Here is a 19,880-nt window from a genome sequence, read left to right on the forward strand (position 1 = left end):
AAATTTTTAATTCATCGAAAGTAATGGATTTTTAGATGAAACGCAAAGAAAATCGGATAAAGTGCAATATTAAGCGTTTTACCTATCTATTGTCAGTATTTTAACGTAAAATGATTTTTAAATATTCTGCCATCTTCCAAGGTAATAGAAAACCAATAATCGTCTGCAGGAAGTTTTTCTCCATTAAATAAACCATCCCATCCATTTCCTGTTGGGTTTAGTTGTTTTATTAATTTACCGTATCTGTTAAAAATAAGAATTTTAGATCCAGCTTGAAACATTGTAGAGGTTCCTTTAATTTGCCAATAGTCATTTACACCATCGTTATTTGGTGTAAAATATTTAGGAAATCCAATTACAGATACAGCAACATTTATAGTGCCACAATTATTTTTAGCATCTTTTACGTTAATGGTATAAATTCCAGGTAAAACGTTTTCAAAAAGGGTGTTACTTTGGTAATTTCTATAAATAGTTGTGTTCGTTTTATCGAATAATGCATACTCGTAAATACCTGGCCCAGAAGCAAAAACCGTTACAGTATTATTATTAGAAGGATCTACTACTTTGTATTCTGGTATTTCGAAAGCTGCTATTCCTGATGCTTCAACTGTTATTGTTCTTTGTTTGGTACAGCCAGAATTATTTGTAACATCAACGGTGTATATACCTATTTCGTTAATTTGTGTTTGGTAAGTGGTGTCTCCGTTAGACCATTTATAAGTGTAATCAGTTGGTGTGCCCTCAACAATATCTGCATTAATTGTAATAGTTTCTGGGTACTTGTTTAAGCAATAATAAGTTCGTGTTTCTGTATTAATTTTTGGTAATGGAGCCACAGTTAATAAGACTTCGCTTATGCCATAGCAAGCATTGTTGTTTTCTGCTCTGGCATAAATTATTTGACTGTAAGGCGTTGAGTTATTGTAATTTGACGCTAATGTATTTTGTTCTGTAAGTGCATCGTCGTAATTTTCGTAAAAAGTAATAGGGTAAGTAATGCTATTTAAAGATTGCATTTCTAACGCTATATCATTTAAATTAAATGTATTAATACCGTCTTCAGAGTTTAATTCGTCGCAAGCAAGGGGTACATTATAATTGTTAATGTTAGTAGTAGATATTTGTAAAGTAAGTTGGGTTATACTTTTACAGTTAGTGTCTGTATTAATAATTTGTGCGTATAAAGTTTGCGGATTTTTTTCGTTTTTATAATTTTCTGTATTTAATATTTCGTTTTGATCGCTTTTAGCATCACTTAAAGTTTTAAAATAATGCACAGCTCTGTTTGCTGTGTTATTGGTTAAAACAGTTTGCGCTTCGGTTAAATTAAAGCTTGTTATCTGGTCATTTATACCATCTTCGTCACATTGAAGTAAATTGGTGTTTGTAAACTCTGGCAACGAATTAATGGTTATTTCTATAGCATTAGAAACAGCGTAACATTCTTCGTTTAAAATGTTTTCTATTCTGGCATATATAGATGTATTGAAAGCTGTTTGATTTGTAAAATTGTAACTTAAAGCATTAGCTTTTATTACTGCATCGCTATTATTTTTATAATAAGTAATTACAAATTCAGTACTACTTTGACTACCTAAAATTTCATCATCAAAAAGATGAAGATCTATATCTGTTAATCCGTTTGATGTATTAGAGTCTGTTGGTGTTTTTGTATCGCAAATACTTATAGGCATCACATTATTGGCTATGGGAGTATTAAAAACTTGTATAGAAAAATTAATACTAGTATCAAAACAAGTTGGGTTTTCGTTAAGACCAACACGGGTATAAATTGTTTGCGGATTCTCTGTGTTTTCGAAATTCCCTAATATTTCATTACTATTTAAATCGGCATCACTTTGAGATGTAAAAAACTTGATATTGTAATGCGATGCGCTTTGCATACCTAATCCTTCAATGACCTGATCGGTGAAATTAAAAATATGCTTAGAATCGTTATTAGTATCACAAATTAAAATATTATTTATAGGGTTTGCTACAGGAGGATCAAAATATTCTACTAAAACTTCGCCTTCTAATAAATCGCTACAATCTCCTGTTGTGCTTTGTATTAATACGCGATACAATCCAGGTTTAGATACTTCTAAATCGAAGTCAGACTCGGTAATAGGGGCATCATTAAAAAACCAGTTATATGTAGCGCCAGGAATGTTTTCTGCCTTTAGAGTAAATTTTTCTCCGTTACAAAGAGCTAAATAATTAGAGTTTGTTTCTTTTTTTGTAATATTAATTTTTTCTGAGAAGAAAGAAGAAATAAAAGGAGGTAAGCCTTGCGTAGACTCGCTACTTAATCTAATAGCATTGTGTTGGTAGTTAGCTTCTAGTCCTCTTTTATTAGGTGTATTTATTACAGAAAGATAGGGTAACCCTACAGCGTAGGTAGAGTTCATGGCTCTGTAAATTTTTCCGTTAGGGCCTAATTGTAGTGCGCCACGATACATTTGTCTATGCTCTAAAACAAATTCGCTGGCATTAATATTAGCAGCAGTAAGATCGTATTGTAATAAGGCGCTGTATTGACTAGCAGGATCTAGAAAAAAATCTATTGGCGGATTGTAATATGAAGAAACGTATAAAAACTCATTATTTTGAGAAAACTCTACTCCATATGGAGATTGTGGTTTATTAAATGTAGAAAACTGAATGTTTAAAGCTTGTTGGTTCGATACTACACCGGTATCTGGATTAAAATCGTATAAATATAAACCATCGGTAGAGTTGGCACAGGCTAACTTTTTGCCATCTGGCGATAGCTTTAAATACCCTCTTTGGTCGTTTATAGAAATACTAGGAAAAGTAGATTTTACAGGTGTTGTAACTAGTCCTGTAGCTGCTACTTCGTATGCATAGAATGTATTAAAGTTATTAAATAGGCTGGTGCTTGTTAAACCAGTTTCTGATGCAAAAGTAATAACCCATATAGATTTTGAAATGCAATCTTTTAAAACCGCACTAATTTTTTCAGAACTATCATTTAATAAATTTATGTTTTTAGATGCTGGTACAACATCTCCTAAACCTCCGTCTAATCTTAAATCTATAATGGTATAATTAAAACCTGAATCTATATCACCTTCAAAAGAAGAGGTGTCAACCGTAAATATATAATAAATATTAGGGTCTTCTGGTTTAGGAACTATTATAGCAGATTGCGAGCTAGATGGGTCTCCCCAAAGTCCGCTACCAGTAAAACTATTGGCATTTGGCATTGGTTGGTGTAGCTTGTTCCAAACCGTAATTCCATCTGTGTATAATAGTAAATTACCATCACTGTCAGAAATTGATGCACAGCCTTCTAGTGTATTTAATTTACCATTACTAAGGTTTGTTGTAGATCCATCAGAGTTAAACTGAATTCCAGAATTGGCACCAAAATACCAATTGTTGGCTTCTTTTTGTCCGTAAAAAGGAAGGACAAATAATAATAAGATAATAAGCGGGAGTATATTTTTCATCTATTGTAGCAAAGCTATCAAAGATAATTTATAAATCCCGTTTTTTTAACAGTTTGTAAGATAAAAAGACGAATATAACGGTCCAAGACAATGTAATAGCAATTTCGTACCAATGTACTGCGTAATCGTAAGATAAATCTATTTTATTAGGAAACTTAGTCATAGCTATACGTTGAAAGGGCTGTTCTATTAAGTTGTACATAGATTGTATGGGGAAGAAGTTTTGAATACTACTAGCAATTTTAGCATTAAATTGCCATGTAATTAACCCAAATAAAATCCACTCAACAATAAACAGTATAAATATAAAAGCAAGAGCAAAGGCCGATTTTTTTACAAGCATTCCAAAAAACAAACACATACTAAAAAAGGTTATTAATTTAATGCAATAAGCTAATAAAAATTCGGTTTGCGAAAAAACAATAGATGCTTCTGTATAGCTAGAATAATACATGCCTATACAAAATGTAATAAAGCTAATTAATACTGTAGAAACCAATGAGAAGAATACTATGGTGTAAAATTTAGAAAGTATAAATTCCTTTTTGCTTAACCCATCTATTAAATTTTGTTTTAGTGTTTTGTTGCTGTATTCGTTTCCTATCATGCTTACAACAACTATGGCAAAAAAGAATTTAAATTGTGAAGCAAAAAAAGTGGTTAAATGCCAAACAATAGGAAAGTTAAATATGCCTAACTCGCCTAATTCTAGTGTGAAAAAGCCAAAAACATTAATTTTTAAAGAAGACAATAATATTACAAAAAAGGGTAAAATAAAAGATGTAAATATTAGTATTTTGCTGGTTCTATTTAGTAAAAGTTTCTGTAATTCTAAATTTAGTAATCGTAGCATTTTATATGTTTTGGTTGAGTTAGTTTTTATCTGTTAATTGTAAAAATTGTTCTTCTAAACTTTCTTTACGTTGCACTAAATAAGATAGTATTATACCTTTTTCAAAAAGCATTTTATTTAATGTTTCAGATGGCATAGGCTCTTTTAAAAAGGCAGTAATTAAGTCGTCTTCAACTTTAATTTTACCAAATGCCAAATTATTTTCTAACACCTTAATTAATAGCTCTTTTTGTTCGCATTTTAACTCGAAAAAGCCATGACTAGAAATCATTTCGTCAACTCTACCAGAATATAATTTTACTCCTTTTCTTAAAACAACTACATGCGAGCATACTTTTTCTACTTCATCAAGTAGGTGAGAAGCTAGCAAAATTGTAGTGCCTTTACTTGCAATAGATTTTATAATTTCTCTAATTTGATGAATACCTTGCGGATCTAGACCATTTGTGGGTTCGTCTAAAATTAAAATCTCAGGATCGTTTAGCAGTGCAGAAGCAATGGCTAAACGTTGCTTCATACCTAAAGAGTAGGTTCTAAATTTGCTGTTTTTTCGCTCTAATAAACCAACAATTTCTAGTTTTTCGTCTATTTTTTCAATAGCAACACCTTTAATTTTACATACAAGTTTTAAATTTTGATACGCGGTCATGTACGGGTAAAAATTAGGACGCTCTATAATAGCGCCAACTTTTTTAAGGGCATTGTGCGTTGTTGTTTGCCCATCAAACCAATGAAAATTACCTTCGGTTTTATTTACAACATTTAAAACTATACCTAATGTGGTAGATTTTCCACTTCCGTTAGGCCCTAAAATACCGTAAACATTACCTCTATTAATGGTAAAGGATAAGTTTTTAACAGCAGTTAAATAGCCAAATTTTTTTGTGAGATTGTTAATTGTTAGTATTGTATCCAAGAACAAAAAAGTTTTATACTAGAATAATTCTAGTAGGTTAGTTATTAAGTAAGACGATGTGCGTTTAAATTTGTTACACCAGATATTTATAAATGATTATATTTTTGAATAACTTTACAGTCTATGCAAGATTTAAAAATATCAAAAAGGAAGCCATCATACAAAATAACGGACAAGTTACACGATTATCTTTCTGAATATAATAGAAATATTAAAATTCCTATTTTTTATGATGATTTACTTCGCTTTCAAGGCTCTATAGTTGTTTATGATAAGGATGATAACGACACACTATGGATTCGTGTTTATTATAACGAATTTGAACGCGAAGAAATAGATTTGTCTTTAAAAAAAGTTTATACCATTTTACACTCTGACGGGAACGAGAGTATTTTTCCTTATTTAAGTGTAGATGCCATAGATTATTGCACGTTTGGAAATTCGAAACCTTTTAGAATAAAAATACGTAATATTTTAAACGATAATTACACCTATTTTTATGTAAAAGTAGCTGATGCTTCTAGAATTTATGGTTTAGAGTTAGAGCATATGCTATCGCCTTATAACCTGAACTTTTTGGTAAGTAACAACACTTTAATAGAAGAGCATATTGCAGGTATTCCTGGCGATGTTTTTATAAAGAATATTTTACCTACTTGTACTAAATCTGAAAAGTCTCAAATTGCAAAAGAGTTTGTTAAGTTTAACGAGCGTTGTATGATTCGTTTGTTAGGTGATATGCGATCTTATAATTATGTATTTGTAACAACACACGATTTTGATCATGTAGAGTATAAGATAAGAGCTATAGATTTCGATCAGCAATCTTACGAAGGTAAATTTAATATTTATAGACCTCAGTTTTTTAAAGAAAATTTAAAAATGGTTGAATTGGTTTCAGAAACTTTTCAAAAATTATCTATCGATCAATATAAAATAGAAGAACGTTCTATTTTGGTTAAACGATTAAAGAGTTTTAACGATAGAATAGGAGCCTTATTATCTTGTATGAATGCAGATGTTATTTCTAAGGAAGAATATGTAGATTTATTAAAAATGAAAATTTTTGATTATACTCAAGAAAAAGATTTTAAAGCATGTAAGTCTATGGGGCAAATTCTAGAAAAAGCCTTAGAGTTTTTAGTTGATAATTATGAGAATGTAAAATTAAATAGGTTTTAATTCCAGTTTTCGTCAAAGTCTAGATTATCGTAGTCGTCTATATTTAAACCATCTTCAAACTCATTAAAATTATCTTCATTATCGGCTTCAAATAATTTTTCTGGTGCATTTTCGGGTACTTGACCTTGTACAAACATTAGGTTTGGATAATCCATACCCTCAGTAACATTAACAATTTCTGCAAGCTCTACATAAAATGTCCACATGCTTAAAAAATCGTATATATATATAAGTTTTGTTTGTGCTTCGTGCACAATATCATCTAGAGCTGTTTCGTTCATTAAACGCGCAGATCCATCTTCGCTTAAATCAAATAAAAAGATTTCTTCACCCTGTTCCCAAGCATCATTACTTATATAAAACGATGCCATTTCTGTGCCATCAAATCCAAAAGACTGTGTAATAATGTTATGTAAATCTTCTAAGGTATCGGTCTCACGAATTTCTAAATCGCGAAAAATATCCTCTTCAGTATCGTTGTCTAGTATAACTCTAAATCTGTAAATCATTGTCAAAAAATATGCTGCAAAGGTAAGCCTTTTTATAATTATTCTAAAAGAATTATATAAGCTTTAATGGCTTATGTTTTTAAAAAAGTTTTCTTTTTTTTTAGGTGAATTAGTGTTTTTACAAAGTGATTATTTACTAAAACGATGCAAAGTAAATGTCATGAAACTTAACAGAAAAAATGCGCTTACTTGATGCAATACTCCTAGCCAAACAGGAACTTGAAAAATAATGGTTAGCACACCTAGTAAAAATTGAATGCCAAGCATAGTTACTAGCCCATCTATGGCATTTTTTTGAAGAACAGTAGTTACTATTTTTTTAGATTTATACCACAATACTATAATTAATAAAGCTACAATATAAGCCAATGTTCTGTGTACAAATTGTACGCCACTTTTGCCTTCTATAAAGTTTTTATAAACAGGATTTTGCTCTATATAAACGGTTTCGTGTATAAATTTACCGTCGCTCATTAATGGCCAATGGTTGTGTATAAAACCGGCATCTAGTCCTGCAACAAAAGCTCCATAAATTATTTGTATAATTAAAATAATTAAGGCTATTCTAATAAAATTTCTAAAAGAACTGTTTATTATTTTTCTAATAGGAAACATTAAATCTAAAGCAACCCAAAATGTGTAAGCAAAAGTTAAAAAGGCAGTTGTTAAATGTGCTGCAAGTCTATAATGGCTAACATCGGGGTTATCCACCAAGCCACTTTTTACCATATACCAACCTAAAAAACCTTGAAAACCACCCATAAATAAAAGAATAATGGCTTTTTTTATAGTAGGTTTTGTTAGCTGTTTTGTTATTAAAAAATAAATAAATGGCAAGAAAAACACCATGCCAATAAATCTGCCAATTACACGGTGTAACCACTCCCAAAAGTAAATATCTTTAAAGTCTTGTAGCGAAAAATGATTATTTAATTTTTGGTATTCTGGATACTGTTTGTAAAGATTAAAAGCTTCATTCCATTCGGCATCATTCATTGGAGGAATGGTACCCGAAATTAATTTGTAATTAGAAATAGATAAACCAGAGTGGGTAAGTCTTGTAATACCACCAACAACTACCATAATAAATATTAATAAGCATCCTGTTAGCAGCCAGTAAATTACTTTTTTATTATCTTTTTTCATTTAGTTTAAATTCTGTTTTTATAAAAGGAATGAGAATTAAATATTAGCGGTTAAACCTAAGCGTTTTCCTTCTTTTAGCATAAGTTGAAAGGCTGCATTATAGTCATTAGGAATTTCACCTTCTAAAATGGCTTCTTTTATAGCATCTTTTATTAAGCCAATTTCTCTAGAGGGTTTTATGTTAAATGTTTTTATAATTTCCTCTCCAGAAATTGGAGGTTGAAAATTGCGTATGTGGTCACGCTCTTCTACTTCAACTATTTTTTCTCTTACAATTTTAAAATTATTGTGATATTTTTTAAACTTTTTCGGGTTTTTGGTAGTAATATCTGCTTCACAAAGGGTCATTAAATCTTCTACATAATTACCAGCATCAAAAACCAAACGACGTACAGCAGAGTCTGTAACTTCTTGTGCTAGAACAATAGGACGCGAGCTCATAAAAACCATTTTTTGCACAAATTTCATTTTGTCATTTAAAGGCATTTTAAGTCTTTTAAATAAATGATAAACCATTTTAGAGCCTTCAAATTCGTGTCCATGAAATGTCCAGCCTACCTTTTTACTAAACTTTTTTGTTGGAGCTTTGCCAATATCGTGTAGTAATGCAGCCCAACGTAACCATACATTATCGGTATGTTTTGCAATGTTATCTACAACTTCTAAGGTGTGGTAAAAATTATCTTTGTGTTTTTGACCTTCAACTTCATCAATACCTTTTAGCGCTGTTAATTCTGGTAAAATGTATTGTAAAAGGCCTGTTTTTTCTAGTAGTAGAAAACCTATAGATGGTTTTTTACTTTCTAATATTTTATTAAGCTCTACAACAATGCGCTCGTTAGTTATAATTTTAATTCTTTCGGCATTTCTTGTAATAGCTTCTAACGATTCTGGTTGAATAGTAAAATTAAGTTGTGTTGCAAAACGAACACCACGCATCATTCTTAATGGGTCGTCGCTAAATGTAATATCTGGGTTTAAAGGAGTTCTAATTATTTTATTGTCTAAATCTTTTACGCCATTAAAAGGATCTAGTAAATCACCATAATTAGTTTGGTTAAGCGATAATGCTAGAGCATTAATAGAAAAATCTCTGCGGTTTTGGTCGTCTTGTAGCGATCCGTTTTCTACAGCAGGGTTTCTACTATTTTCTGTGTATGATTCTTTTCTCGCACCAACAAATTCAACCTCTATATCATCGCATTTTAACATGGCGGTACCATAGGTTTTAAAAACCTGCACTTTTGGTTTTGTAGGCAAGTTTTTTGCAACTTGTTTGGCTAGTTTTATACCATCGCCAATGGCAACAACATCGATATCTTTAGCAGTACCTCTTTTTAAAATAAAATCGCGTACAAACCCACCAATAACATAGGAGTCTACTTCGATTTCTTTAGCCGATTTCGATATTATTTTAAAAATAGAATGATGTAATGCCTGTGCGTAATTCATATTAATTGTATGTAAAACCAAACTAGTTTTCTATTAAAAAATTAAACAGTTTAAGGTCTTATTATTTTTACGATGCCACTATTGCTTAATTTAATAATAGAAGAGGGTTTATCGCATTTTTTTTCGTGATGCAAATTTACAACATAGTCTACACCTTTTAAAATGGCAGGTGCTATTTCTTTAAACGATTTAGGAGTAGGTTGGCCACTAATATTTGCAGATGTAGATACTATGGCGCCATTTAATTTCCGCGAAAGCGCAAAACAAAAATCATCATTTGGTATTCTTATAGCAATCGATCTATCTTCAGCAATTAGGTTTTTCGCCAAATTTTGGGCGTTGTCGTAAATAATTGTTGTTGGTTTATCTGCAACATCAATAATACTAAAGGCAGCTTCGGGTATCTGTTTTACATATTTATTTAGCATTCTATCGTCTGCAACTAAGCATATTAAAGCTTTAGAGTCTTCACGTTGTTTTAGTTCGTAAATTTTTTTTACTGCATCTGCATTGGCTGCATCGCAACCAATACCCCAAACGGTATCTGTTGGGTAAAGTATAATTCCGCCTTCTTTTAGTACTGCTAGGGCTTTATTTATTTCTTCATTCATATTTTGAACCTTATATTTGCATGATGCAAATTTACAACAGAAAATTATAAAATATTAACCTAAAAGCATGCATCATTGGTTTGGCTTAATTAAATATTTTACTTTTAAAGAATAAAGTTAAAATTAGCTGTTTGGTATGATTAGAAAAATTAAAGTTTTTTTTAAAAGAAAGTTTAGAGATAAATTTAAAAAACTTATATCTAAAAAAGATATAGAATTACTAAGCAACAAAAACTTTGTTATTATAAGTAATAACTGTTGGGGAGGTGCGCTATATCGCTGGTATAATAGGTCTTATAATTCTCCATTTGTAGGGTTGTTTTTGTATGGGCCATGCTATATAAAATTACTTTCTAATTTTGATTTTTATATAAAACAAGAATTAAACTTTATAGAGATTTCTAGTTATAAAGACAGAATAAAAGATTATCCTGTAGCTTTATTAGGCGATGTAGAAATTCATTTTACACATTACGATAGTGAAGAAGAAGCAAAAGAAAAATGGGAAAGGCGAACCGCAAGAATGCTAGAGGAAAAGAATAAAGACCGGTACTTTTTTAAAATATGCGATAGAGAACGAGTTACAAAAGCACATTTAATTCAATTTCATAATTTACCTTTAAAAAATAAAATATCGTTTGCTATAAATGATTATGAAGCGCTAAAAGGTAAAAATCATATAAAAATGTTTGAGTCTCATAAAAATGAAAAGCGAACAGTGCCTAACGGTAAAAAGGTATTTAAATTAACGTTCTTGTACTTTAATTTAAATAACTGGCTTTTAAGTGGGGCAGAGCATTAAAAACAATAATATAGATATTTAATATAAATGAAAAGTGTATTTAGTAGTTTTAATAATAAAATAGAAAACACTAAAATAGTTAATCTTATTGAAAAATTTGATGCTATTGATGGAGGTGAAGGAGATCGAAATATTATAAAAATTGTAAATGTAAATGGTGTAAATCTTAATATTAAGGCATTTAAAACACCTAATTTAATTAACAAAATAGTGTATAATTTTTTTAGAAAAAGTAAGGCTCAACGTTCTTTTGAATATGCTATTAAACTAACAAAAATGGGAGTTGGTACACCTACGCCTATTGCTTATTTCGAGTATAAAAGTGCACTAGCCTTTGGAAAAAGCTATTACATAAGCGAGCAGCAAGATTGCGACATTACATATAGAACGCTTACTAAAGATTTTAATTACCCAGATTACGATAATGTATTAAGAGCTTTTACAAGATTTACTTTTAGTTTACACGAAAAAGGGATTCATTTTTTAGATCATTCTCCAGGTAATACTTTAATAAAAAAAAATGCAGGTAGCTATGATTTTTATTTAGTTGATTTAAATAGAATGAATTTTGAAACACTTGATTTTGAAACTAGAATTAAAAATTTTTCTAGGCTTACCATTCATAAAAGTATGGTTGAAGTTATGAGTGATGAATATGCCAAATGCACTAATGGCGATTACAATAAAATTTTTAATCTTATGTGGAAAGAAACAGAAGATTTTCAAGAAAAATTTCACCGTAAAAAGCGACTGAAAAAGAAATGGTTGTTTTGGAAAAACTAACGTGTTAATTTTTTCAATTCTTTATATCTATAATGCACACCATAAGCACTTAAATAACATATTTTAAGGCCTTTTACACCATCTAGAAAGCCTAACCTAAATATATAGTTTATAATAAACTTGTACAAAGGTCGTGCATAAAAATGAAAAAGATTAGCCTTTTTCCCTTTTTTAAATAACTCGAGAGCTTTAAGTGTGGCATAATGTTCCATTTTAGATTTATAATGTGCCGAGCTGTTAAAGCAATAGTGTAACATATCGTTTTTTAATACTTTGCTTTTACCTGTTACAATAGGCATTTCGTGTACTATTTTAGACTCGTTATACTTTACAAATCCTTTTTTGAATAAGCGATAGGTTTTATCTGTTTGAAATCCGCAAAAACGTATTCTCTTTTGCTTAAAAAAATATTTGCGCTTAAACATAAAAGCAACATAATCGATGTTGGTTTTTATTGTTTCTAGCAATTCTTTTTTTAGTTTTTTAGTTACGCGCTCGTCTGCATCAATAAATAAAATCCAATCTTTTGTAGCTTGTTTTATTGCAAAATTTCTCTGGTCTGCAAAGTTTTTAAATGGTCGCTGAATAACTTTTACGTGCTTAAAAGCTTGAAGTTTTTCTAAAGTGCCATCTGTGCTAAAAGAATCAACAACAATAATCTCGTCAACAAAATCAATGTTTTCTATAACTTGGTTAATATGATTAACTTCGTTGTAGGTTATTAGTAATCCAGATATTTTAGATGAATTCTTCAAATATTATGTTCTGTTTTCAAAATCGTAAAAGTAAGTATTCTTAATTATATAGAATGTTTTATTTGAATAGAAATAGTTAAGTTTTCTTTAGTATTACATGTTCTTTTCATAATTTGCTCACATATTAATATTCACCCTTTAAATAAATATTTATGACAGACATTTCTGTTATTATTAGCACTTATAACTCTGAAGCTTGGCTAGAAAAAGTACTTTGGGGTTATAGTTGTCAAACGTTTAAAAATTTTGAGATTGTTATAGCAGATGATGGTTCTGGACCTAAAACCAAAGATTTATTATATAAATTTAGAGACCAAGAAGGATTAAATATTAATCATGTTTGGCAAGAAGATGATGGTTTTCAAAAATCTATGATTTTAAATAAAAGTATAGTGGCTTGTAAAAGCGATTATATTGTTATGAGTGATGGCGATTGCATACCACGAAACGATTTTTTAGAAATTCATCAAAACAATAAAGAAAAAGGATGTTTTTTATCTGGAGGTTATTTTATGTTACCAATGGATATATCTAAGGCTATAACCAAAGAAGATATTTTAAAAGGAAACTGTTTTAATTTAAAATGGTTAAAAGCTCATGGTTTAGCTTCTTCTTTTAAAAATAATAAACTTACTGCAAAAGGCTTAAAATCTAATTTGCTAAATAAGTTTACACCTACAAGACCTAGTTGGAACGGGCATAATGCTTCTGGTTGGAAAACCGACATTGTTGCTGTTAATGGTTTTGATGAGCGTATGCAATACGGTGGTCAAGATCGCGAATTGGGAGAACGTTTGGTAAACTATGGTATAAAACCTAAGCAAATTAGGTACAGTGCAATTTGTGTGCATTTAGATCATAAACGCGGGTATAAAACACCAGAATCTATGGCTAAAAACAGAGCTATTCGAGACGAAACCAAATCTGAAAACAAAAAATGGACAGATTCAGGAATTAAAAAAGGGTAGTTAAATTAAAATTTAAAATTAAAGTATTTAGTTATTTGCTCCCACTGTACACGTTTATAATCTAACTTATTATTTACACTTTTTAAAGATACTGCTTGTGTAGCAATTATTGGTATAGGTTCTGGCGCACTTATTTTGGCTTGAACACTTAGTGTATTATTTAATAGAGCTGTTGTTTTAAACCACAAGTCGTCACTTTTTGGCGAAAGTTTATTAATTAATTCTAAATCGTTAAACCTTTTGTCTAAAGCATTTTTTGGATATAAAACTAAAAAAGCACCAACAGGCATTAATAACTTTTCTCCCTCAACAGTTTCTGTAGCAAATGGCCATTGTAAATAGGGTAGAGGAGAGTTGTTTGCATCATAAGTAATGCGTCTACATCGGTTTCCTATAACTACATTTGGAGTGTTTAAATGCTCGTTATAAAGTAGCTGTAAACTTGAAGGATGATATATTAAATCATCATCACAGGTAATTACCGTTTTATCAGGGAAATTTTCAAGAGTATGAATAAGCTTTCTGTGAGAAAAGGTATGTGGCGAAAACCTAATTTCAAAAGTACTACCTATTAGTTTTTCTAATTTAGGAGGAATATTAGATTCGTAACTCGTGTTTAACCATAAAATAATTTTTTCTGGAAGTACTTCTTGATTTAATAAACTTCTAATTGTTATGTGTAAAGTTTTTATTCTAGTAGGAATGGTTGTTAAAGAAACAATAACAGGAATTCGCTTTTTAGAAGATTCGTTAAAACTTTTTATTGGCTTAGTTGCTAATTTAATACTATTGTAAAGAGAATTAGGTATTTCTGTAAGCTTCATAACTTAGAATATGATTATACAAATAACTATCTTGAATATAAAAATCAAGATAGTTATTTGTTTTATTATTAATACTTTAATTAAACAGCAACACTATGCTCGCGTAAAGCATCGTTAAGCGATGTTTTCTTGTTAGTACTTTCTTTTCGTTTACCTATAATTATGGCACAAGGTACGTTGTAAGTTCCTGCAGGAAATTCTTTAGGGTAGCTACCAGGAATAACTACAGAGCGTGCAGGTACCACACCTTTATATTCAACAGGCTCGTCTCCAGTTACATCAATAATTTTAGTACTCATGGTTAAAGTTACACCAGCTCCTAAAACAGCTTCTGTTTCTACTCTAACACCTTCAACAACAATACAACGACTACCTATAAAAGCGTTATCTTCAATAATTACGGGAGCAGCTTGCAATGGCTCTAAAACACCACCAATACCAACACCTCCAGATAAGTGTACATTTTTTCCAATCTGTGCACAACTACCAACAGTTGCCCAAGTATCTACCATAGTACCTTCGTCTACATAAGCACCAATATTTACATAACTAGGCATTAAAATAGTACCAGCAGAAATGTAAGCACCATGTCTTGCAACAGCATGAGGTACAACACGAATTCCTTTTTCAGCATATCCTGTTTTTAACGGTATTTTATCATGAAACTCTAATGGTCCACATTCAATAGTTTCCATTTTTTGAATTGGGAAATATAAAACAACAGCTTTTTTTACCCATTCGTTAACTTGCCATCCACCTTCAATAGGCTCTGCAACTCTTAATTCTCCAGCGTCTAATAGAGAAACAACTTCTCTTATTGCCTTAATTGTTGTTTCGTCGTTTAAAAGAGCTCTATCTTCCCAAGCGCTTTCTATAGTTTGTTGTAATTGTGTCATCGAAATATTTATTTTGAGCAAATATAATAGGTATCATTTAAAAAAAGGAATGAAAAGCTTATAATTATAATGCTGTTTTTGTATAACACAAGAGATTTTGATTATGCATTTAACAGGATAAAAAAAGCAGTTTATCATTTTGTCCTTTTACAGAATCGTTTAAATACAAGTAAAAGGTGTTTTTAACGATAAAAACACTCTTGTTATCTATTTATCGTTGGTTTTATACATTATCTCTAATAAACGAAAATGCAGCGTGTTATAACTAATTTTTTCTTTTAAACCTTGAGGTGTAAGGTATCTTTGACCCAACAAAAGCCCCCAAGCAAATGAAAACTTTTTACTTCTTTTTAATCTTATTATTTTCTTTCTCTTTTGCAAATGCACAAAGTATAGAAACTAAAGAAACGCAAACAACTGTTGTAGCGGTAAAAGAAAGTAAAGAAGTTACTAGCAAAGCAACTATTATTTTAGAACCTTCTATTATTAAAGAAGCAGTTGCACGTAGTAGTAGCGATATTAGAATTTATTTAAATCGTGAGCGTAAAGTTCAAAATATAAAATTATTATTCCCGAAAATTAATAAAGCAAGAAAAGCTTAAAAAATTTCAAAAATTGATTATTAAGGTTAAATCATTTGAAAAAAGACTATCTGAAAAGGTGGTCTTTTTTTGTTTAATAGAGTATTTTTGCATAAAATAATTATATGGCTAGAATATTAGCAATAGACTTTGGAGGTAAAAGAACAGGAATAGCAGTAACAGACGAGTTGCAAATTATAGCCTCTGGACTTACAACGGTTAATACCAAAGAGCTTATCTCATTTTTAAAAGATTATATTTCTAAAGAAAAAGTAGAGTTGTTTCTAATTGGCGAACCTAAACAAATGGACAATACAGCTTCAGAAAGTGAAGTGTTAATTGCAGCTTTTATAGAAAAGCTAAAAAAAGCAATTCCAGATATGCCTTTAAAACGTGTTGACGAACGTTTTACATCTAAAATGGCTTTTCAAACTATGATTGATAGTGGTTTGAAAAAAAATCAACGAAAAAATAAAGCACTTATAGACGAAATTAGTGCAACCTTAATATTACAAAGTTACTTATACGCTCAATAATTACATTTTTATAAAAGGAATACATTAAAATATATTTAGAGTTGTATTTTTGCCAAACAAAATAAATTATCAGCATGATTTTACCTATTGTCGCTATTGGCGACCCCGTTTTAAAGAAAAAAGCAATAGATATTACTAAGGATTATCCTAAGTTAGACGACTTGTTAAAAAATATGTTCGAAACCATGTATAATGCCTATGGTGTTGGTTTGGCAGCTCCACAAATAGGATTGCCAATTCGTTTATTTTTAGTTGATACAGCCCCGTTTGCTGATGATGAAGATTTAAGTGAAGAAGAACAAAGTAGTTTAAAAGATTTTAAACGTGTGTTTATTAATGCAAAAATTGTAAAAGAAGAAGGCGAGGAGTGGGCATTTTGCGAAGGCTGTTTAAGTATTCCAGATGTAAGAGAAGATGTGTTTAGAAAACCAAAAATTACCATTGAGTATTTTGATGAAAACTTTGAAAAACATACAGAAGTATTTGATGGTTTAATTGCTCGTGTAATACAACATGAATACGACCATATTCAAGGTGTTTTGTTTACAGACTTGTTATCAACCTTAAAAAAACGATTAATAAAAGGTAGATTGGGTAACATTTCTAAAGGAAAAATAGATGTAGATTACAGAATGCGTTTTCCTAATGCAAAAAAGAAACGATAAAATTTGCAAAACGATTTGAAACACTTGATATTTGCGCCTTTCAAAAAATAATTTATGAGTTTAGAAAAAATAATTGCTATTGCAGGAAAGCCAGGTTTATATAACTTAGTAACGCAAACACGTGGTGGTTTTGTAGCCGAATCTTTAATCGATAAAAAGCGTTTATCTATAAGCGTACACCAAAATGTAAGTGTGTTAAGCGAAATTGCTATCTATACTTTAGAAGAAGAAGTACCTTTAAGAGAAGTTTTTAAAAGTATTAAAGAAAAAGAAAACGGTAATACCACTAGCGTTGGACATAAAGATGGAAAAGATAAATTAGAAGAATATTTTTTCGATATTTTACCTAATTATGATGAAGATAGAGTTTATCCTAGCGATATAAAAAAGGTTATACAGTGGTACAATCTATTACACAAGCACGATTTGTTAGGCAATTTAGATGCTGATACTAAAGAAACTCAAAATAAAGACGAAGAAGAATAATATGTTAATTTTAACATATTAATTAAAACCTCCTTATTAAAGGAGGTTTTTTTATGCTTTAATGTAAGTTATTTAACTATAATACGACTTTTTAAACCTAACAATAGATTAAACATAAACGACATGAAATCAGTATGGTTTTTTGACGATGTAAACCTTTTTAAGGTACTTTGTCCTCACAAATTTAAGGCCTATAAGGCAAATCACGATTTTGATGCTTACAAAAAGAAAGATTATATCTACTTTGAAGAAGACTCTGCAAATAAAGTATATTTAATAGAAAAGGGAAAAGTAAAAATTGGCTACTATAGCGAAGACGGGCAAGAAATTGTAAAAGCTATTTTAACCCGTGGCGAATTATTTGGAGAAACTGCCATTTTTGGAAACGATAAACGAGAAGAGTTTGCCCAATCTATAGATAACACTACTAGTATTTGTCCCATTGGAGTACAAACCATGCACGATTTAATGCGAGACAATCAAACCTTTAGTTTTAAAGTTTATAAATTTATAGGGTTTAAGCTTAAAAAACTAGAAAGAAGACTTCAGTTATTATTATTTAAAGATACAAAAACAAGATTACTAGAGTTTTTAGAAGAATTGTGTACAGATTATGGTTACGATTGCGAAAAAACAGGTGATAAAATTATACATCATCCATATACACAAAAAGATATAGCTTCGTTAATAGGGACTTCTAGACCGACTTTAAATATTCTTATGAATGAGCTTAAAGAAGAAAAAGTGATAGAATTTAGTAGAAAAGAGATAAGAATTTATAAAAATATCGCTTAGTGTTAGGTGGCTAACATTTTATAAGCTAGTTATAATATAATTTTGAAGTATTAATAATTTAAAAAAAATATATTATGATTAAGAACATGTTTTTAGCTGTATTGGCAGTTGGTTTTTTAGCTACATCTTGTAGTGACGATGACGATAATAATACTCCAAACCTTTCTAATTTAACATTAGATTTAGATGGATTAGAAGCTTTAGGAGACGATTTTGTTTATGAAGGTTGGATTATTGTAGATGGAGCACCGATATCAACAGGTAGATTTTCTTCTGTAACATTTCCACAATCTTTTGAAGTAGATGCTAATCAATTAGCAGATGCCACTACATTTGTTCTTTCTATTGAGCCTACTGTAGACCCTGATGCAGGTCCTGCAGATACCAAAATTTTAGCTGGTGATTTTAATGGGAATTCTCAAATTATTGTAAATTCTAATTTAGTAGCAGATTTCTCATCGGCAACAGGCGAGTATATTTTGGCAACACCAACAGATACAGACGATACTAACGAAGCTAGCGGTGTTTGGTTTTTAAACAACTCTGCAGATCCTGCTGTAAAAGGGTTAGAATTACCAACATTATCTGCTGGATGGAAATATGAAGGTTGGGCAGTTATTGATGGTACACCAATAAGTACAGGAACTTTTACAGATGCAGATATGGCAGATGACAATGCTGCAACATCAGTATTTAAAGGCGATGCAGGAAATGGGCCAGGGTATCCAGGTGAAGATTTTATTCAAAATGCACCTTCTGGATTAACATTTCCTACCGATTTAAAAGGAGCAACAATAGTAGTGTCTGTAGAGCCTTATCCAGACAATAGCCCTGCACCTTTTACTTTAAAACCATTAGCACATGTTGTACCTGCAGATGCAGCAAATCATACAGTAATACCAATGTCAACAGGTCCTGTCTCTGTATTAGTTGGTGCTGTAAAAAGATAAATTGATTTATGAGTTTTGTTTAACTCATTTTTGTTAGATTTAAAGCATAGTTTCGACTTAGAGACTATGCTTTTTATATTTAAAATATGAAATTAAATAAATCTAAAAGAAACAATCTTTTAATACTACTGGTTTTAATATTAATGGTTGTTCCAGAAACACGTTTACCTATTCAGGTTTTTATTAATAAAGGTTTGGCTTTAATAAGTCCGTCAACAATATCAAAAAATAATCAAAGAAAATTAAAAAGTTATAATTGGACGTTAAAAGATTATAATGGGCATATATTAGATTTTGAAACCTTAAAAGATAAGGTTGTTTTAGTTAATTTTTGGGCTACTTGGTGTCCGCCATGTATTGCCGAAATGCCAAGTATGCAATCGCTTTATAACGACTATGGAGATAAAATAGCCTTTGTTTTTATATCTAACGAATCTGTAGAAATATTAGACAAGTTTTTAAATAAAAATAACTATTCATTTAAGGTGTATAGTAGTTTAACAAGTCCTCCAAATCAGTTTAATGTATCTAGTATTCCTAGAACATTTTTAATTGCAAAGGATGGTAGTATTGTTATAGATAAATCTGGAGCTTCAAACTGGAATAGTAATACGGTACGAGAAACTATAGATGGTTTATTAAATAAAAAAAGTGTTCTAGTTAATTAAACTAAAACACTTTTATTTGGATT

At 30.3% G+C, this 19,880-nt stretch carries 21 protein-coding genes; 11 read left to right on the forward strand and 10 right to left on the reverse strand.

Going from position 1 to position 19,880, the window contains the following annotated elements; translation table 11 throughout:
* Positions 1–92: 92 nt before the first annotated feature.
* From ABD715_RS02250 to ABD715_RS02260, 3 genes are read right to left on the reverse strand one after another with little or no spacing between them, the layout of a single operon-like run.
* Complete coding sequence (locus ABD715_RS02250) at positions 93–3,479, reverse strand: T9SS type B sorting domain-containing protein (protein ID WP_344786440.1); 3,387 nt, start codon at positions 3,477–3,479, stop codon at positions 93–95.
* A 28-nt stretch (positions 3,480–3,507) separates the two neighbouring features.
* Positions 3,508–4,332 carry an ABC transporter permease subunit gene (locus ABD715_RS02255; RefSeq protein ID WP_344786441.1) on the reverse strand — a complete coding sequence of 275 codons (825 nt, stop codon included), beginning with the start codon at positions 4,330–4,332 and terminating at the stop codon, positions 3,508–3,510.
* Between the two features lie 19 nt (positions 4,333–4,351).
* Positions 4,352–5,248, reverse strand: a complete 897-nt coding sequence (locus ABD715_RS02260) for an ABC transporter ATP-binding protein (RefSeq protein ID WP_344786442.1) — start codon at positions 5,246–5,248, stop codon at positions 4,352–4,354.
* A gap of 123 nt (positions 5,249–5,371) precedes the next feature.
* On the opposite strand from ABD715_RS02260, the gene ABD715_RS02265 reads away from it, so the two are divergent.
* A complete protein-coding gene (locus ABD715_RS02265) occupies positions 5,372–6,430 on the forward strand; it encodes a hypothetical protein (protein WP_344786443.1) in 1,059 nt (352 codons plus the stop codon).
* On the opposite strand, the gene ABD715_RS02270 is transcribed toward ABD715_RS02265, so the two are convergent.
* The 4 genes from ABD715_RS02270 to ABD715_RS02285 all read right to left on the reverse strand — a co-directional run bounded on the left by ABD715_RS02270 (position 6,427) and on the right by ABD715_RS02285 (position 10,148).
* Entirely contained in the window at positions 6,427–6,939 is a 513-nt protein-coding gene (locus tag ABD715_RS02270; RefSeq protein ID WP_344786444.1) for an IS1096 element passenger TnpR family protein, read from the reverse strand. The genes ABD715_RS02265 and ABD715_RS02270 overlap by 4 nt on opposite strands.
* A 129-nt stretch (positions 6,940–7,068) precedes the next feature.
* Positions 7,069–8,085, reverse strand: coding sequence for a COX15/CtaA family protein (locus ABD715_RS02275; protein WP_344786445.1), 1,017 nt, complete (start codon positions 8,083–8,085; stop codon positions 7,069–7,071).
* 36 nt (positions 8,086–8,121) lie between these two features.
* Positions 8,122–9,537 (reverse strand): CCA tRNA nucleotidyltransferase, encoded by a 1,416-nt coding sequence (locus ABD715_RS02280; protein ID WP_344786446.1) that lies wholly within the window; start codon positions 9,535–9,537, stop codon positions 8,122–8,124.
* Between the two features lie 50 nt (positions 9,538–9,587).
* A complete protein-coding gene (locus tag ABD715_RS02285; RefSeq protein WP_344786447.1) occupies positions 9,588–10,148 on the reverse strand; it encodes an L-threonylcarbamoyladenylate synthase in 561 nt (186 codons plus the stop codon).
* 136 nt (positions 10,149–10,284) lie between these two features.
* Here ABD715_RS02285 and ABD715_RS02290 point away from each other — a divergent pair, with 136 nt between their 5' ends.
* Both ABD715_RS02290 and ABD715_RS02295 read left to right on the forward strand, forming a co-directional pair.
* Positions 10,285–10,950, forward strand: a complete 666-nt coding sequence (locus ABD715_RS02290; protein WP_344786448.1) for a DUF1919 domain-containing protein — start codon at positions 10,285–10,287, stop codon at positions 10,948–10,950.
* A 27-nt stretch (positions 10,951–10,977) separates the two neighbouring features.
* Entirely contained in the window at positions 10,978–11,733 is a 756-nt protein-coding gene (locus ABD715_RS02295; protein WP_344786449.1) for a Kdo domain containing protein, read from the forward strand.
* Here the strand turns inward: ABD715_RS02295 and ABD715_RS02300 are convergent.
* Positions 11,730–12,488 (reverse strand): glycosyltransferase family 2 protein, encoded by a 759-nt coding sequence (locus tag ABD715_RS02300; RefSeq protein WP_344786450.1) that lies wholly within the window; start codon positions 12,486–12,488, stop codon positions 11,730–11,732. The genes ABD715_RS02295 and ABD715_RS02300 overlap by 4 nt on opposite strands.
* Before the next feature lie 152 nt (positions 12,489–12,640).
* On the opposite strand from ABD715_RS02300, the gene ABD715_RS02305 reads away from it, so the two are divergent.
* Positions 12,641–13,456, forward strand: a complete 816-nt coding sequence (locus ABD715_RS02305; protein ID WP_344786451.1) for a glycosyltransferase family 2 protein — start codon at positions 12,641–12,643, stop codon at positions 13,454–13,456.
* Positions 13,457–13,461: 5 nt separating this feature from the next.
* On the opposite strand, the gene ABD715_RS02310 is transcribed toward ABD715_RS02305, so the two are convergent.
* Both ABD715_RS02310 and ABD715_RS02315 read right to left on the reverse strand, forming a co-directional pair.
* The gene (locus ABD715_RS02310; protein WP_344786452.1) at positions 13,462–14,280 is read right to left on the reverse strand and encodes a glycosyltransferase; all 819 of its coding nucleotides are present in this window, start codon (positions 14,278–14,280) and stop codon (positions 13,462–13,464) included.
* 80 nt (positions 14,281–14,360) lie between these two features.
* Positions 14,361–15,176, reverse strand: coding sequence for a 2,3,4,5-tetrahydropyridine-2,6-dicarboxylate N-succinyltransferase (locus ABD715_RS02315; RefSeq protein WP_344786453.1), 816 nt, complete (start codon positions 15,174–15,176; stop codon positions 14,361–14,363).
* 329 nt (positions 15,177–15,505) lie between these two features.
* On the opposite strand from ABD715_RS02315, the gene ABD715_RS02320 reads away from it, so the two are divergent.
* The 7 genes from ABD715_RS02320 to ABD715_RS02350 all read left to right on the forward strand — a co-directional run bounded on the left by ABD715_RS02320 (position 15,506) and on the right by ABD715_RS02350 (position 19,857).
* Positions 15,506–15,778, forward strand: coding sequence for a hypothetical protein (locus tag ABD715_RS02320; RefSeq protein ID WP_344786454.1), 273 nt, complete (start codon positions 15,506–15,508; stop codon positions 15,776–15,778).
* Positions 15,779–15,882: 104 nt separating this feature from the next.
* Positions 15,883–16,293, forward strand: a complete 411-nt coding sequence (gene ruvX, locus ABD715_RS02325) for a Holliday junction resolvase RuvX (RefSeq protein WP_344786455.1) — start codon at positions 15,883–15,885, stop codon at positions 16,291–16,293.
* A 74-nt stretch (positions 16,294–16,367) separates the two neighbouring features.
* The gene (gene def / locus ABD715_RS02330) at positions 16,368–16,958 is read left to right on the forward strand and encodes a peptide deformylase (protein WP_344786456.1); all 591 of its coding nucleotides are present in this window, start codon (positions 16,368–16,370) and stop codon (positions 16,956–16,958) included.
* A gap of 54 nt (positions 16,959–17,012) precedes the next feature.
* The gene (locus ABD715_RS02335) at positions 17,013–17,444 is read left to right on the forward strand and encodes a DUF5606 family protein (protein ID WP_344786457.1); all 432 of its coding nucleotides are present in this window, start codon (positions 17,013–17,015) and stop codon (positions 17,442–17,444) included.
* Positions 17,445–17,567: 123 nt separating this feature from the next.
* Positions 17,568–18,239, forward strand: a complete 672-nt coding sequence (locus tag ABD715_RS02340; RefSeq protein WP_344786458.1) for a Crp/Fnr family transcriptional regulator — start codon at positions 17,568–17,570, stop codon at positions 18,237–18,239.
* 74 nt (positions 18,240–18,313) lie between these two features.
* Entirely contained in the window at positions 18,314–19,189 is an 876-nt protein-coding gene (locus ABD715_RS02345; RefSeq protein ID WP_344786459.1) for an anti-sigma factor, read from the forward strand.
* Positions 19,190–19,275: 86 nt separating this feature from the next.
* Positions 19,276–19,857 carry a TlpA family protein disulfide reductase gene (locus tag ABD715_RS02350; protein WP_344786460.1) on the forward strand — a complete coding sequence of 194 codons (582 nt, stop codon included), beginning with the start codon at positions 19,276–19,278 and terminating at the stop codon, positions 19,855–19,857.
* The last annotated feature ends 23 nt before the right edge of the window (positions 19,858–19,880 follow it).

This window comes from Postechiella marina (assembly GCF_039538365.1).
Lineage (GTDB): Bacteria > Bacteroidota > Bacteroidia > Flavobacteriales > Flavobacteriaceae > Postechiella > Postechiella marina.